The sequence below is a fragment of the Rhodococcus sp. MS16 genome (assembly GCF_013277795.1).
GTDB classification, from domain to species: Bacteria; Actinomycetota; Actinomycetes; order Mycobacteriales; family Mycobacteriaceae; genus Rhodococcus_F; species Rhodococcus_F globerula.
The window spans coordinates 160612-174641 of record NZ_VBTM01000005.1; the positions used below are offsets into that span (position 1 = coordinate 160612).

A 14030-nucleotide genomic window follows, 5' to 3' on the forward strand; every position below is an offset into this window, starting at 1 on the left:
TATGCCTACCCTTGTCCGTGAGTCGTGTTTCCGTAGGGATCACCCTCATAAGCTGGAATTACCTGTGTATCCTGCGAGCTTCCGTCCCACTCCCCCTGGTACTCGCTCGCGTCCGCGTAGGCATGGTTGAACTGACCCGCCTCCTCGTTGAGGCTGTCCTGGATTGCCGCCTGCGCGTTCACCGGCAGTGTGTGCATGATCTGACGGACGCGTTCCTGACGACGACGAACAGCCTGACGCTCCGGATTACCGGGCGTCGCCTTCATCTGCGGCACGATGCCCTCGACGTCGTCGACACCACCGGCATGGTGACCGGCATCCACGAGCGCCTGCTCGTGCGCCATCTGAGCCTCGTCCTTCTCCTCCGACATACCGATCGGACCGATCATCGTGCCGTTGAGGAATTGCTTGACGACGGGCTCGTCGGACGTGAGCAACACCTCACGAGGACCGAACATCACCAACTGACGGCGGAACAGCATCCCGATGTTGTCCGGAACCGTACGAGCAAGGTTGATGTTGTGCGAGACAATGAGAATCGTCGCATCGGACTGAGCATTGATATCGATCAACGTCTGACTGATGTACGTCGTACGCACCGGGTCCAGACCGGAGTCCGGCTCGTCGACGAGAATGATCTCGGGATCGAGCACGAGTGCACGCGCCAGACCGGCACGCTTACGCATACCACCGGAAATCTCACCGGGAAGCTTGTCCTCCGCACCGACCAGACCCGTCAGATCGAGCTTCTCCATCACGATCTTGCGGATATCGGATTCCGACTTCTTCGTATGCTCACGGAGCGGAAACGCGATGTTGTCGTACAAATTCATCGAACCGAACAACGCACCGTCCTGGAACAGCACACCGAACAACTTACGGATCTCGTAGAGCTCCTTCGAGGAACACTGCAAAATATCCGTGCCGTCGATCACGATGGAACCCTGCTCGGGGCGGAGCAAACCGATCAAAGACTTCAAGAACACCGACTTACCGGTACCCGAGGGCCCCAGCAATGCGCTCACCTCACCGGCGGGAAGCGTCAACGACACGTCCTGCCAAATCCTCTGCGACCCGAAAGACTTAGTCAGCCCGTCTACCGCTACCTCTACTCCCACCACTACCTCCGCGCCGTCCGATGCATCCACCCGATGTGGGTTGGGTCACTCTATCGCATGGAAGTGTTACCCGTGACTGCGAATACTACTAACGAGTAAGTACGAAGCACAAACTAACACGCACCCTGAATCGGACACGCATCCGACCTGCGCCGATCCGGACATTCCCGCCGGGTGCGCCCAATAAAAAAGAGGGCCACTTCCCGTAGGAAGTGACCCTCTTTCGACTACTCGAGGTGAGCAGCGGAGAAAACCGTCTTACTTGACGGAGATCTTTGCGCCGGCGCCTTCGAGCTTTTCCTTTGCAGCTTCAGCTGCTTCCTTCGAAACCTTCTCCAGGATTGCCTTCGGAGCGCTCTCGACGAGATCCTTGGCTTCCTTCAGGCCGAGGCCGGAAACGACCTCACGGACGACCTTGATGACCTGGATCTTCTTGTCGCCAGCCGACTCGAGGACGACGTCGAACTCGTCCTGCTCTTCAGCAGCTTCTGCGCCGGCAGCCGGTGCGCCTGCAGCGGCGACGGCGACGGGAGCAGCAGCGGTGACCTCGAAGGTCTCCTCGAATGCCTTAACGAACTCCGAGAGCTCGAGGAGGGTGAGCTCCTTGAACTGGTCCAACAACTCTTCGGTGCTGAGCTTCGCCATTGTGGCGGTCCTTCCTGTAAGTCCCATGTCGCTGATCCGCGACCGGGCGGGGATATAGCAGTGATGCGCGGGTGCGGATCAGCTTTCGGCTTCGGCCTCGGCCGGAGCCTCGGTAGCAGCCTCTGCGGCAGCAGCCGGAGCTTCTGCAGCTCCGCCTTCTGCGGCCTTCTTCTCCTGCAGTGCAGCGGCCAAACGGGCCATCTGCGAAGCGGGAGCATTGAACAGGCCTGCGGCCTTTGCCAAGTTGCCCTTCATCGCGCCGGCAAGCTTTGCCAACAGGATTTCGCGGGATTCGAGATCCGCGATCTTGTTGACCTCGTCCACGGACAGCGCAGCGCCGTCCATGTAGCCGCCCTTGATGATGAGCGCCTTGTTTTCCTTTGCGAAGTTCTTCAGTGCCTTCGCAGCGTCGACCGGTTCGCCCTTGATGAATGCAATGGCGGTCGGTCCGACGAACAGGTCATCAAGGCCCTCGATGCCAGCCTCAGCGGCGGCACGCTTAACCAGGGTGTTCTTGGCGACGGAGTAGGTGGCACCTTCTCCGAGAGCGCGTCGCAGTGTCGTGATGTTGCCCACTGAAAGACCACGGTATTCCGTGATCACAGCAGCGGTCGAACCCTTGAACTGCTCGGTGATTTCCGCAACTGCGGAAACCTTCTCAGGCTTTGCCATACTTCGCCTCCTCTCGTGACAGTCGTTATCCCACTTCGGAACCGCCGTGGCTCACCAGGAGAACCTGACAAGCCACAAGTCCTAGACATGCAAAACGCCCCGGCGCAGGGCGCACGGGGCGTACAGAGGAGACAAACGGAAGCGAAAAGAACCACCACAGAATGCGTTCCCCCTTACCTCGTCCTCCTGCGTGGGTCGCCGGACATTTCCGGACTTTCAACTGCACTCATCGCTAAGCGCAATAACCAACGGTCTTGGGTAGAACATGATTTTGGGGTGAAGTTCATATCCAGCACTGAACTCCGCGTTGAAGACTACCTCACCGGGCAACACATCACCAAATCGGCCCTGGGCCCTCTCTCTGAATGCAAAAAAGAAGGCCGATAGGGAGGTAATCCCTATCGGCCTTCCTTCAGTTCAGCGGACTGCTTACGCGTCTGCAGCATCCTCGAGGAGGTTGCGGGTACGGTTCGGATCCACCGGGATGCCCGGACCGGTGGTGGTCGAAACCGTGATCTTCTTCACGTAGCGGCCCTTGGCCGACGAGGGCTTCGCACGCAGGATCTCGTCCAGCGCTGCGCCGTAGTTCTCCACCAGCTTCTCATCGTCGAACGATGCCTTGCCGATGACGAAGTGCAGGTTGGCCTGCTTGTCGACGCGGAAGTTGATCTTTCCGCCCTTGATGTCGTTGACAGCCTTCGTGACATCCGCGGTAACGGTGCCCGTCTTGGGGTTCGGCATCAGGCCACGGGGTCCGAGGACACGGGCGATGCGGCCGACCTTGGCCATCTGATCAGGAGTCGCGATTGCGGCGTCGAAATCGACCCATCCACCCTGGATGCGCTCGATCAGGTCTTCTGCACCGACTACGTCAGCGCCTGCAGCCTCAGCTTCTGCTGCTTTCTCGCCAACGGCGAACACGATGACGCGAGCGGTCTTACCGGTGCCGTGGGGCAGGTTGACCGTTCCGCGGACCATCTGGTCAGCCTTACGGGGGTCGACGCCCAGACGAACTGCAACCTCAACGGTTGCATCCATCTTGGTGGACGACGTCTCCTTGGCGAGCTTTGCAGCCTGAAGCGGGCTGTAGAGCTTGTCTGCGTCGATCTTCTCAGCGGCGGCGAGGTACGCCTTGCTGCGCTTTGCCATTTCTTCTGTCCTTACTTATCACTGCAGAGAGTTACTTGATGCAGTGGTGAATGGTTCAGTTGTGGTCAGGGCCTGGCCGGCCCTCCCACGTGATGCTGGGGAGCTGCTGAATTAGCCCTGGACCGTGATGCCCATGGAACGAGCGGTGCCGGCGATGATCTTCGCGGCCTGCTCGATGTCATTGGCATTGAGGTCTTCAGCCTTGGTCTTCGCGATTTCGCGCACCTGATCCATGGTTACCGAGGCAACCTTGGTCTTGTGCGGTTCGCCGGAGCCCTTGGCTACGCCGGCTGCCTTGAGGAGCAGTCGAGCAGCGGGAGGGGTCTTCAGCTTGAAATCGAAGGTCCGGTCTTCGTAGACCGAGATCTCGACCGGCACAACGTTGCCGCGCTGGGACTCAGTCGCCGCGTTGTAGGCCTTGCAGAACTCCATGATGTTCACGCCATGCTGACCGAGCGCGGGACCCACGGGAGGTGCAGGGTTAGCCTGACCTGCCTGGATCTGCAGCTTGATGAGCCCGGCGAGCTTCTTCTTCTTTGGGGGCATCTCTAGTTCCTAGTTTCTAGCTTGGGTGTGTGTCTTGCGTCTAACAGTGCAAGTGTGGGGGTTAGATCTTCGCGACCTGGTTGAAGTTCAACTCAACCGGAGTTTCACGTCCGAAGATCGATACGAGGACCTTGAGCTTCTGCTGCTCTCCGTTGACCTCGCTGATGCTGGCAGGCAATGTCGCGAACGGGCCGTCCATGACCGTGACGGATTCGCCGATCTCGAAGTCCACCTCGATGAGGGGCTTACCGAAGGACTCGACCGGCGCCTCGCCTGCTGCGACGGCAGCTGCTGCAGCCTGCTGCTTCTTCTGCTCTTGCTGAGGAAGCAGGAACTTGACGACGTCGTTGAGAGACAGCGGCGACGGACGCGAGGTGGCACCGACAAATCCGGTGACGCCAGGCGTGTTGCGCACTGCGCCCCACGATTCGTCGTTGAGTTCCATGCGGACCAGGATGTAGCCGGGGAGAACCTTGCGGTTGACCTGCTTGCGCTGGCCGTTCTTGATCTCGGTGACCTCTTCGGTGGGTACTTCCACCTGGAAGATGTAGTCGCCGACGTCGAGGTTCTGAACGCGGGTCTCGAGGTTGGTCTTGACCTTGTTCTCGTAACCGGCGTACGAGTGGATGACGTACCAGTCGCCTGGTGCGCGGCGCAGAGCAGCCTTCAGTTCCGCAACCGGATCTTCTACTTCGATGTCGGCTGCCGGAGCAGCGTCGTCGGAGTTCTCGGCGTCCTCGGAGATGATGTCCTCGGTTGCCTCGGTCTGCGCGGCTTCGGTGCCGTCTGCAGCGTCTTCGGCAGCGTCGGTATCGGTGCCTTCGCCAGCCTCGACGTCTACTTCGGCTGCCGCCTCGGCAGAAACACGCTCTTCGGCCAAGGCCTCATTCGTGTCGTTCTCGGGGGTGCTCACTGGGGCACTCGCTTCCTCTCGTTACTCGGACCCGTGCGGGTCTTTCTCGCGCTCGCAGGCAAGGACGCCCGACGATTCGACAATCAGCCGAACAGCCAGGTAACGCCCTTGATCACAGCGATATCGACGCCGCTGATGAAAGCGACCATGAAGACCACGAACGCCAGCACGACGCTGGTATAGGTGACCATCTGCTTACGGTTCGGCCAGATGACCTTGCGGAGTTCTGCGATGACCTCGCGGAAGAACTTGCGAAGGCGTTTGAAGAGGTTGTCCTTCTTCGCCTTGGGGTTCTTACCGGGGTTCTTTGCAGTCGCCTTCGGCGACGCCGTCCGAGCCGGAGTCTTCACGGTGGACGCTGCAACCGAGGCGCCGCGTGCAGCGCGCTTGCCGGTCGGCTTGTTGGAAACCCCACTTGATGCGGAAGCCGTCTCTACGGCGTCTCCCTTGTCCAGCGAAAGATCGGAACGCGTGGCCGCGTCAGCTGCAGTGTCGTCGACAGCCTTCGAAGCGGAAGACGGTGAAGTCTCCGCGTCCGAAGCGTCGGCGTCGCGCTTGTCGCGATCCTCGCTCACGTCGTTCCTCTCAGTCGCTGGCATCCGGGGGCAGGGGCGACAGGACTTGAACCTGCAACCTGCGGTTTTGGAGACCGCTGCTCTGCCAGTTGAGCTACGCCCCTTTGGTTGACGTCCGCAGCCCGGCACTTTCATGCCCTGCTGGTTCGGTTAACCGCTCTGCGATCACACAACATACGCGCTACCCGATGTGAACATCTTGCGACGTTCAGGGCAGCGCGCAGCGCTGAGGAATCCCAGAAATCTCAGTGTACTTCAAAGCCCCGGAACAAACACAATCTACCCGGCTATCAGGCCAGACGGACTGTGGCCGTGGCGCGGCCGAAGATTTTTCTACCTTCGGATTTTGCCACAATTGCCAGTACTGCAGTCTTGCTGTCTTCGTCGATCGACTTCACCTTGGCGGTGAACTCGATCTCGGCGGCCTTGTCGGCTGCCACGATTACCGGACTAGTAAACCGTACATTGTATTCGGTTACCGCACCCGGGTCCCCTAGCCATTCGGTGACGTATCCGGCACCCATGCCCATGGAGAGCATGCCGTGCGCCACCACATCGGGCAGGCCGGCAAGTCGAGCAACCTCGTCACTGAAGTGAATCGGGTTTGGATCTCCCGATACGCCCGTGTAATTGACGAGGTTTCCACGCGTGACGGTGACGGTCTTCTCAGGAAGAAGATCGCCGACATTCACGTCGGAAAATTTACGGAGCGACATGCATCATCACATCCTTGACTGCGTGGGCGATGTTCTCGTCCACCTCACCACCGGTGCGGGCAACCAGGGTTGTCCACATCGTGACGGTCTCTCGACCGTGCTGGTTGATGATGATGTTCTTGGTCACGATGATGTCACTACCTGCAGCCTGCCTGAACGAATCCAGATAGACGTCGCAGAACAGTCGATCCCCCACCTGAATCGGTTCGTGAAGCACGATCCGTTGATCAGTATGGAGAATCTGACTCAAGTCGTAGCCGGTGACAACTTCTTCGAAGAGTCGACGTTGGGCAATGCCGCCGACGATCGCAACAAACGTCACCGGTGCAATCAGGCCGTCGTATCCGAGGCCCTTTGCAGCGGTTTCGTCGTAATGCGCAGGATGTGAATCCTGGACGGAGCGAGCGAACTCGCGCACCTTCTCGCGCCCGACCTCGTAGAAGTCTTCGACACGATAGTGGTGACCGACCATCTGGACGGCATGAGCGGCCGGGTCCGTAGGGACCTCGGCCGCTGCCTTGTTCTCTTGCAAATCAGTCACGCGGAGAAACTCTCTTCTAGCTAGGACCCGAAGACGCAGGCCCCAAGAGGGTCTTCCGCGAAAATCGTCGTCCCGTTAAGGACTTGCTACTTCGACTCGCGATGCGACTGGTGGGTTCCGCAGTTGGGGCAGAACTTCTTGAGCTCCAGGCGATCGGGGTCGTTGCGCCGATTCTTCTTGGTGATGTAGTTACGGTGCTTGCATACCTCGCAGGCCAAGGTGATCTTGGGCCGAACGTCGGTCGAGGAGGCCACGGGATGCCTTCTTTCGGGTGTATCTGATTACGAACAATCAGGGTGGATCATGCATATTGTGTAGCGGTGACCGGACTTGAACCGGCGACGCAACGATTATGAGTCGTTTGCTCTACCAACTGAGCTACACCGCCTCGGTGTCGAGTGTCGCGCAAAAAGCGCGGCACCACAATCCAGCGAGCCCCCTAACGGAATCGAACCGTTGACCTTTTCCTTACCATGGAAACGCTCTACCGACTGAGCTAAGGGGGCGTGGCTTCCGGAGTGCGTTGCCGCTCTCTTGAAGCCTCCGAAAGATTACACACGAACGCGCTCCAGCACCAAATCGCCAGGTCATCGGGGCAAAATCAGTGCCGCAGCCCATTGTTGCACCGATCCGAGCCCATGGCGAGGCCTTTGACGCAACGGATATCCGCCCAATGACGGCCACTCGTGCCTAATTACGGCCGTTCGTGCCCGAGAACGACGACGCTGAGAACGACGACACTGAGAACGACGACCCCGCGTCTCGGCCGACAGCGCACTGCTCCTCTGTATCTACAACTCTGTATCTACCTACTGCTGCGCCTCCGACCACTCGACGCGATCGGAGCCGGAACAGCCTGAGCTGGAGCAGCCGGGGCCGAACACAAAAAAAGTCAGCCCCGATCCTGATTCAGGATCGGGGCTGACTTGGTGTGGCAGATGTAGGATTCGAACCTACGTAGGCATAAGCCGACGGATTTACAGTCCGCTCCCATTGGCCGCTCGGGCAATCTGCCGTGCTGCACCAGGTCTTGATCCGATGCACTCGCAAGTATATCGCGGCGCGCAGCGGCCAAGAACGGCTTCCTTGGTGCGGAAAGAAGAATACAACGAACCCACCCCCATTTTGCAAACCGGGTGGTGAGCGGCGGTGCCGACCCGATAACGTCGAGGTGTCCACCGGCACGGAAGGTGGGCAGACCTCGATGTTGTGACTACCGGAAAGCGGGAGTGTAGAAGTGGCTGATTCGTCCTTCGACGTGGTGAGCAAAGTAGACCGTCAAGAGGTGGACAACGCCCTGCATCAAGCTGCCAAGGAGCTGACCACACGCTTCGACTTCCGGAACACCGGTGCGTCGATCGAGTGGTCGGGTGAAGAAACGATCACGTTGAACGCCGACACCGAGGAGCGCTTGCTGGCGGCCCTCGAGGTGTTCAAGGAAAAGTTGATTCGCCGGGACATCTCCCTGAAGGCATTCGATGCGGGAGAGCCGGCACAGTCCGGAAAGATCTACAAACTGTCCGGAACGTTGGTCCAGGGCATCTCCAGTGAGAACGCAAAGAAGATCACCAAGAAGATCCGTGACGAGGGCCCCAAGGGCGTCAAAGCACAGATCCAGGGTGAGGAGCTGCGCGTCAGCAGCAAGAAGCGCGACGACCTTCAGGGCGTCATCTCCCTGCTCAAGGGTGAGGACTTCGGGATCGCCCTGCAGTTCGTGAACTACCGGTAGTAGGGGCTGCGCCCCTGTGCGCCTTTTTGGTAGTTCCGACGACCAGAAAGGCGCACCGGGGCCGAAGGCCCCTACATCCCCGCCATCTTCTCCAAACGCTCGATCCGCTCCGCCATCGGCGGATGTGTCGAAAAGAGCTTGCTCATCTTCTCCCCCGCCCGGAACGGGTTTGCGATCATCAGATGCGACTGAGCCGCCAATCGAGGCTCAGGGGGCAAGGGAGCCGCCGCTACACCTGCCTCCAGCTTTCGTAGCGCCGACGCCAGCGCCAGTGGGTCACCGGTGAGCTCGGCTCCCGATTGATCGGCCTGATACTCCCGTGAGCGCGAGACCGCCAGTTTGACCACGGTGGCGGCGATCGGTCCCAGAAGCGAGACCAGCAGCAATGCAATCGGGTTGCTTCCCTGACCGTTGCCTCGTCCGCCGAACATGCTGGCGTACATCGCGAAGTTCGCCAGGCCGGAAATGACGGCAGCCATGGCCCCGGCGACCGAAGAGATCAGGATGTCCCGGTTGTAGACGTGTGAGAGTTCGTGCCCGAGTACTGCTCGCAGTTCTCGCTCGTTCAACAAACCCATGATTCCGCTGGTCACACATACCGCAGCGTGGCGCGGATTACGGCCGGTTGCGAAGGCATTCGGTGCGTTGGTCGGGCTGATGTAGAGCCTGGGCATCGGCTGATGCGCTGTAGTCGCCAGTTCGCGCACGATGCGATAGATCACGGGCGCTTCGACCTCGGTGATGGGCTGGGCATGCATCGACCGCAACGCCAGCTTGTCGCTGTTGAAATAGACGTAGGCGTTCATTCCGACGGCAAAAAGTACGGATAACCACAAGATGGTCGGGTTGCCGAACAACGATCCGATGAACACGATCAGGGCAGACATGCCCAGCAGCAGCCCGAAAGTCTTGGCTCCGTTTGCGTAGCCGTGCACAGCGCTCAACCCCTTACCCGTAACGAGCTCGACTGCTCGCGTGTAACTTCGCGGCTTTTGCAGCCGACCCGTTAGCACAACGAAGAGCAAGGGTGTTCAGGTTCCCGCGGCAACGCGAACGGTGTACGCGGTTAAACGTCAGCCAACCCGTCGAACCGTGTAGTCGATCAAGCGAACGAGGGCGTCGTTGGCCGGACCTTGCGGCAACTCTGCCAGCTGAGCCAGGGCTGCGTCGACATATTCGCCCAGCTTTGCTTTGGCTTTGGTCATTCCCGGTGAACGTTCGAGCAAGGCGAGGGCCTCCTCGACGTCAGCATCCTCGGTGACCGGGCCGGCAAGCAGCTCGCGAAGGCGATCCGCATCGGCGCCCTCTTCCTCGAAGGCGTACAGCACAGGAAGCGTGTGGACTCCCTCGCGCAGGTCGGTGCCAGGGGTTTTACCCGACTGTTCCGAAACGGAGGAGATGTCGATGATGTCGTCGACGATTTGAAATGCGGTGCCGACGGCGTCGCCGAGTCGCTCGAGTCGTTCGATCTGGGTGGCGTCGGATCCCGAGAAAGTTCCACCGAATCGACCGGAAGCGGCGATCAGCGAACCGGTTTTCTCCCACACGACCTTGAGGTAATGCTCGATCGGATCCTGTTCCTGCCTGGCACCGATCGTCTCGCGCATCTGTCCGGTGACCAACTCGGCAAACGTTTCCGCGATGATGCGAACGGCTTCGGGCCCGAGCGTCGACACCAGTCTTGACGCGTGAGCGAACAGGTAGTCACCGGCGAGGATGGCAATACTGTTGCCCCAGCGAGCATTTGCACTGGGTGCGCCGCGGCGCATCTCCGCCTCGTCCATGACGTCGTCGTGATAGAGCGTCGCGAGGTGCACGAGTTCGGTGACCGTGGCAGCGGTGACGATGGACGGATCGGTCGGATTGGGTCCGAGTTGGGCCGTCAGGATCGTGAACAGCGGCCGGAACCGCTTGCCACCTGCGCGCGCGAGGTGCAGGGCGGCTTCGGTGAGGAAGTCCTCCCCGTCGGACAGCTCGCTGACCAACAACTCTTCGACATCGGCGAGTCCACTACGGACAACATCAGCAAGCTTCTCGTCGCCCAGGTCTATGCCCGCTACGACGGTGCTCACTGCCGTTGGGTCGGCAGCAGTTTTTTCGGTGCTCACGATGTCAGTACCCATTCCTGTCGTCAGTGACGGCTCGGTTCCCACGGTAGTGAACCTAGCGGTTCGCACTTGGCACGGCCTCGCCACGGTCTCGATCACGAGCCTGGGAAGATGTGAGTGTGTCCGCCGAAGAGCAGTCCCCCGCCGTGAATTCCCAGCCGACCGAAACTGACATTGTGGTCATCGGTGCAGGTCCTGCGGGTTCTTCGGCCGCTGCATGGGCCGCGCGCAGTGGCCGCGACGTCGTCCTGATCGATGCGGCCGTGTTCCCCCGAGACAAGACATGTGGTGATGGACTCACTCCGCGGGCCGTCGCCGAGCTTGATCGACTAGGCCTCGGAGAGTGGGTTAGATCACACACGACGAACAAGGGGCTCCGGCTCTCAGGCTTCGGCCAAGAGCTGGAAATGGAGTGGCCGTCCACAGCGTTCCCCTCTATCGGCAGCGCTGTCCCCCGCACCGAGCTGGACGATCGGATCCGACGATGCGCGATCGAGTCCGGTGCGGTGATGCTGGAAGGCACCAAAGCCGTCGACGTCGAACGTGACGGTGATCGGGTCAGTGCAGTTGTGCTGTCCGGCCCCTCCGGAACCAGCACTCTGCGGTGCCAGACCCTCATCGTCGCCGACGGTGTTCGTTCGACGCTCGGCAAGAAGCTGGGGCGGCAGTGGCATCGGGACACCGCGTACGGAGTGGCCGCGCGCGCTTATGTCGGAACTCCCCGCAGCGCCGATCCCTGGATTACGTCGCACCTGGAACTGCGTGACGGCGACGGCACCCTACAGGCGGGATACGGCTGGATTTTCCCGCTGGGCACCGGCGAGGTGAACATCGGCGTCGGCACCCTTGCGACAGCCAAGCGGCCGGCCCCCGGAGCATTGCGCCCGCTCCTGGATCTGTACACCGATCAGCGCCGCGGCGAATGGCAGTGGAACAGTGAAATCCATTCCGTTGCTTCAGCTTTGCTACCGATGGGCGGCGCGGTATCCAACATCGCCGGCCGTAACTGGGCGATCATCGGCGATGCCGCGGCGTGTGTGAATCCACTCAACGGCGAGGGCATCGACTACGGCCTCGAGGGTGGACGGTTGATCGTCGAACACCTCGGCGACGGCGATCTGACCGAACTGTGGCCGAGCGTCCTACGCGAGCATTACGGGCAGGCGTTCTCCGTCGCGCGGCGTCTTGCCGGGCTGCTCACGGTTCCGCGGTTCCTCCCCGCGTCCGGCCCGATCGCGATGCGGTCGAAGGCAATGATGACTGTCGCGGTCAGGGTGATGGGCAACCTCGTCACCGACGCCGACGCTGATCTGACGGCGCGGGCCTGGCGAGCGTCGGGAGCCGCATCCCGAAGGATCGACTCCCGTCCGCTGTTCGGCTGATTACAGCAGGGTCAGCGCGTCGCGTGATGTAGCGCCACGACGCCGCCGGTGAGGTTGCGCCACTTGACGTTCTTCCACCCGGCTGCCTCGATCTTGCGTGCCAGTTCTTCCTGCGTCGGCCAGGCGCGAATGGATTCGGCGAGGTAGACGTATGCGTCGGGGTTGCTGCTGACGGCGCGGGCGACCTGTGGGAGTGCCTTCATGAGGTACTCCATGTAGACGGTGCGGAAGGGCCCGAAGACGGGCGTCGAGAACTCACTGACGACAAGGCGTCCACCTGGCTTGGTGACGCGGGCGATCTCCCGCAAGCCGGCCTCGAAATCGGAGACGTTGCGCAGACCGAAGGAGATGGTCGCGGCGTCGAATACGTCGTCGGCGTATGGCAGGAACATGGCGTCGCCGGCCACCATCGGGACTTTGCGGGAGCGGCCTGCCTGCAGCATGCCCTTGGAGAAGTCGGTGGCGACGCACCACGCGCCCGACCGGCCCAGTTCAACGGTCGAGACTCCGGTGCCTGCGGCGAGGTCGAGAACCTTCTCGCCCGGCTTGAGGTCGAGGGCCTCTCGCGTTGCCTTGCGCCAGCCTTTGTCCTGGCCGAAGGACAGCACGGTGTTGGTCAGGTCGTATCGCTCGGCGACGTCGTCGAACATCGACGCGACCTCGCGCGGTTGTTTGTCGAGAGTTGCCCGGGTTCCGTGTGTAGTCGCCACACGTCAAACGCTACCAACACTCGCGAAGTGGGCTGGTTCAGGCTGCTCGGGCGCCTGTTCGCCGGCCAAGACCTTGCACGTCCTCGTAGTGATTCAGCAACTCGTCGCAGATAGCCGGCCACGTCCGGTACAGGACCGACCGCCGAGCGGCCGAACCGAACTGCACTCGCAGATCGCGCTGACGGAGGGCGTCGATTGCGCTGGGTAGAAGTTCGCCGAATCTGTCCACCGGCAGGAGGTAGCCGTTGCGGCAATGCGAGACGAGATCCCGCGGGCCGCCCGCGTCCGGCCCGACGACGGGTATACCGCTCGCCAGCGCTTCCTGGACGGCTTGGCAGAACGTCTCGTGCTCTCCCGGGTGCACGAACACGTCCAAGCTGGCGTAGGCCTCGGCAAGATCGGTTCCGCCGAGCGCGCCGGTGAAGACCGCGTCGGGCAACAGCGCGCGCAAGCGCTCTCGGTCCGGCCCGTCGCCGACGATCACGAGTTGCAGGCTGCGATCTCCGGCCAACGCGGACAATCGTTCGACGTGTTTCTCCGGTGCCAGCCGTCCCACAAAGCCGACAACCAGGCGATCACTGTCCCCGCTCCAGGTTCGGCGCAGAGCGGAGCTACGACGCGACGGCGCGAATCTTGCTGCGTCGACGCCCCTCGCCCACTTGTGGACCCGGGGAATTCCGTGTTCTTCGAGGGCGTCGACGGCGGACGTGGACGGCGCGAGGGTTCTGGTGCAACTCTTGTGAATTCGCCGGGTCCACGCCCACGCTGCCCTGCTGGTGAGGCCGAGTCCGTAGCTTTCGGCAAAGCCCGCGACATCGGTTTGATAGACGGCGACGGTAGGAACGTGGAGTCGTTTGGCGATGCCTACTCCCCCAGCGCCGAGGAGAAAGGGAGACGCGAGGTGCATGACGTCGGGCGCAAAGGCGCGAACGGCGGCGGTCAATCGTGGTTGTGGCAGTCCGACCGGTAGCGAACTGACTTTCGGAACCATGACGGCAGGCACTCGGTGCACGGCGACGCCGTCGTGCCGGGTGGGGGCGTGCCCATTTCCCACGGTGTCCGGCGCGATGACCATCGCGTCATGGCCGGTTCGAGCGAGATGTTCGAGCACGCGTAGGACCGAGTTGGTGACGCCGTTCATGTTGGGCAGGAATGACTCCGCAACGATGGCTACTCTCACACCGATCACGGTGACAGTGCGAGGGAAAGTCCGTGCCGTGTTCGTG

Annotated in this window: 16 protein-coding genes and 4 tRNA genes; 2 read left to right on the forward strand and 18 right to left on the reverse strand. The window is 61.2% G+C overall.

The window, feature by feature from the left end:
• Nucleotides 1–5: 5 nt before the first annotated feature.
• The 14 genes from FEZ60_RS13505 to FEZ60_RS13570 all read right to left on the reverse strand — a co-directional run bounded on the left by FEZ60_RS13505 (nucleotide 6) and on the right by FEZ60_RS13570 (nucleotide 7890).
• Entirely contained in the window at nucleotides 6–1121 is a 1116-nt protein-coding gene (locus FEZ60_RS13505; RefSeq protein WP_275586646.1) for an ABC transporter ATP-binding protein, read from the reverse strand.
• Nucleotides 1122–1376: 255 nt separating this feature from the next.
• Nucleotides 1377–1763, reverse strand: a complete 387-nt coding sequence (gene rplL, locus FEZ60_RS13510; protein WP_033236464.1) for a 50S ribosomal protein L7/L12 — start codon at nucleotides 1761–1763, stop codon at nucleotides 1377–1379.
• A 78-nt stretch (nucleotides 1764–1841) separates the two neighbouring features.
• Nucleotides 1842–2435, reverse strand: coding sequence for a 50S ribosomal protein L10 (gene rplJ / locus FEZ60_RS13515; protein WP_033236465.1), 594 nt, complete (start codon nucleotides 2433–2435; stop codon nucleotides 1842–1844).
• A gap of 429 nt (nucleotides 2436–2864) precedes the next feature.
• Nucleotides 2865–3584 (reverse strand): 50S ribosomal protein L1, encoded by a 720-nt coding sequence (gene rplA / locus FEZ60_RS13520; protein WP_003941982.1) that lies wholly within the window; start codon nucleotides 3582–3584, stop codon nucleotides 2865–2867.
• A 111-nt stretch (nucleotides 3585–3695) separates the two neighbouring features.
• A complete protein-coding gene (gene rplK, locus FEZ60_RS13525) occupies nucleotides 3696–4130 on the reverse strand; it encodes a 50S ribosomal protein L11 (protein ID WP_033236466.1) in 435 nt (144 codons plus the stop codon).
• A 61-nt stretch (nucleotides 4131–4191) separates the two neighbouring features.
• Complete coding sequence (gene nusG, locus FEZ60_RS13530; protein WP_033236467.1) at nucleotides 4192–5043, reverse strand: transcription termination/antitermination protein NusG; 852 nt, start codon at nucleotides 5041–5043, stop codon at nucleotides 4192–4194.
• 83 nt (nucleotides 5044–5126) lie between these two features.
• Nucleotides 5127–5618 carry a preprotein translocase subunit SecE gene (gene secE, locus FEZ60_RS13535; RefSeq protein WP_172936287.1) on the reverse strand — a complete coding sequence of 164 codons (492 nt, stop codon included), beginning with the start codon at nucleotides 5616–5618 and terminating at the stop codon, nucleotides 5127–5129.
• Between the two features lie 31 nt (nucleotides 5619–5649).
• A tRNA-Trp gene (locus FEZ60_RS13540) sits at nucleotides 5650–5722 on the reverse strand.
• 186 nt (nucleotides 5723–5908) lie between these two features.
• Nucleotides 5909–6334 carry a (3R)-hydroxyacyl-ACP dehydratase subunit HadB gene (hadB, locus tag FEZ60_RS13545; protein ID WP_033236469.1) on the reverse strand — a complete coding sequence of 142 codons (426 nt, stop codon included), beginning with the start codon at nucleotides 6332–6334 and terminating at the stop codon, nucleotides 5909–5911.
• Nucleotides 6321–6875, reverse strand: a complete 555-nt coding sequence (hadA, locus tag FEZ60_RS13550) for a (3R)-hydroxyacyl-ACP dehydratase subunit HadA (protein WP_033236470.1) — start codon at nucleotides 6873–6875, stop codon at nucleotides 6321–6323. Before hadA ends, hadB begins: the two co-directional genes overlap by 14 nt.
• An 86-nt stretch (nucleotides 6876–6961) precedes the next feature.
• The gene (gene rpmG, locus FEZ60_RS13555) at nucleotides 6962–7129 is read right to left on the reverse strand and encodes a 50S ribosomal protein L33 (RefSeq protein ID WP_003941903.1); all 168 of its coding nucleotides are present in this window, start codon (nucleotides 7127–7129) and stop codon (nucleotides 6962–6964) included.
• Between the two features lie 61 nt (nucleotides 7130–7190).
• A tRNA-Met gene (locus FEZ60_RS13560) sits at nucleotides 7191–7263 on the reverse strand.
• A 45-nt stretch (nucleotides 7264–7308) separates the two neighbouring features.
• A tRNA-Thr gene (locus FEZ60_RS13565) sits at nucleotides 7309–7381 on the reverse strand.
• Nucleotides 7382–7807: 426 nt separating this feature from the next.
• Nucleotides 7808–7890: transfer RNA gene (locus tag FEZ60_RS13570), tRNA-Tyr, on the reverse strand.
• A 222-nt stretch (nucleotides 7891–8112) separates the two neighbouring features.
• Here FEZ60_RS13570 and FEZ60_RS13575 point away from each other — a divergent pair.
• Nucleotides 8113–8604, forward strand: coding sequence for a YajQ family cyclic di-GMP-binding protein (locus FEZ60_RS13575; protein ID WP_033236471.1), 492 nt, complete (start codon nucleotides 8113–8115; stop codon nucleotides 8602–8604).
• 71 nt (nucleotides 8605–8675) lie between these two features.
• Here FEZ60_RS13575 and htpX read toward each other — a convergent pair whose 3' ends face one another.
• Together htpX and FEZ60_RS13585 are read right to left on the reverse strand one after the other, a co-directional pair.
• Nucleotides 8676–9539, reverse strand: a complete 864-nt coding sequence (gene htpX / locus FEZ60_RS13580) for a zinc metalloprotease HtpX (protein WP_172936288.1) — start codon at nucleotides 9537–9539, stop codon at nucleotides 8676–8678.
• Between the two features lie 138 nt (nucleotides 9540–9677).
• Nucleotides 9678–10727, reverse strand: a complete 1050-nt coding sequence (locus FEZ60_RS13585) for a polyprenyl synthetase family protein (protein ID WP_172936633.1) — start codon at nucleotides 10725–10727, stop codon at nucleotides 9678–9680.
• A gap of 104 nt (nucleotides 10728–10831) precedes the next feature.
• Here FEZ60_RS13585 and FEZ60_RS13590 point away from each other — a divergent pair, with 104 nt between their 5' ends.
• Nucleotides 10832–12094, forward strand: coding sequence for a geranylgeranyl reductase family protein (locus FEZ60_RS13590; protein WP_172936634.1), 1263 nt, complete (start codon nucleotides 10832–10834; stop codon nucleotides 12092–12094).
• An 11-nt stretch (nucleotides 12095–12105) separates the two neighbouring features.
• On the opposite strand, the gene FEZ60_RS13595 is transcribed toward FEZ60_RS13590, so the two are convergent.
• Together FEZ60_RS13595 and FEZ60_RS13600 are read right to left on the reverse strand one after the other, a co-directional pair.
• Nucleotides 12106–12804, reverse strand: a complete 699-nt coding sequence (locus FEZ60_RS13595; RefSeq protein ID WP_033236474.1) for a demethylmenaquinone methyltransferase — start codon at nucleotides 12802–12804, stop codon at nucleotides 12106–12108.
• Between the two features lie 37 nt (nucleotides 12805–12841).
• On the reverse strand, nucleotides 12842–13984 hold the full coding sequence (locus FEZ60_RS13600) for a glycosyltransferase family 1 protein (RefSeq protein WP_346343358.1): 1143 nt from the start codon (nucleotides 13982–13984) through the stop codon (nucleotides 12842–12844).
• Nucleotides 13985–14030 lie beyond the last annotated feature (46 nt).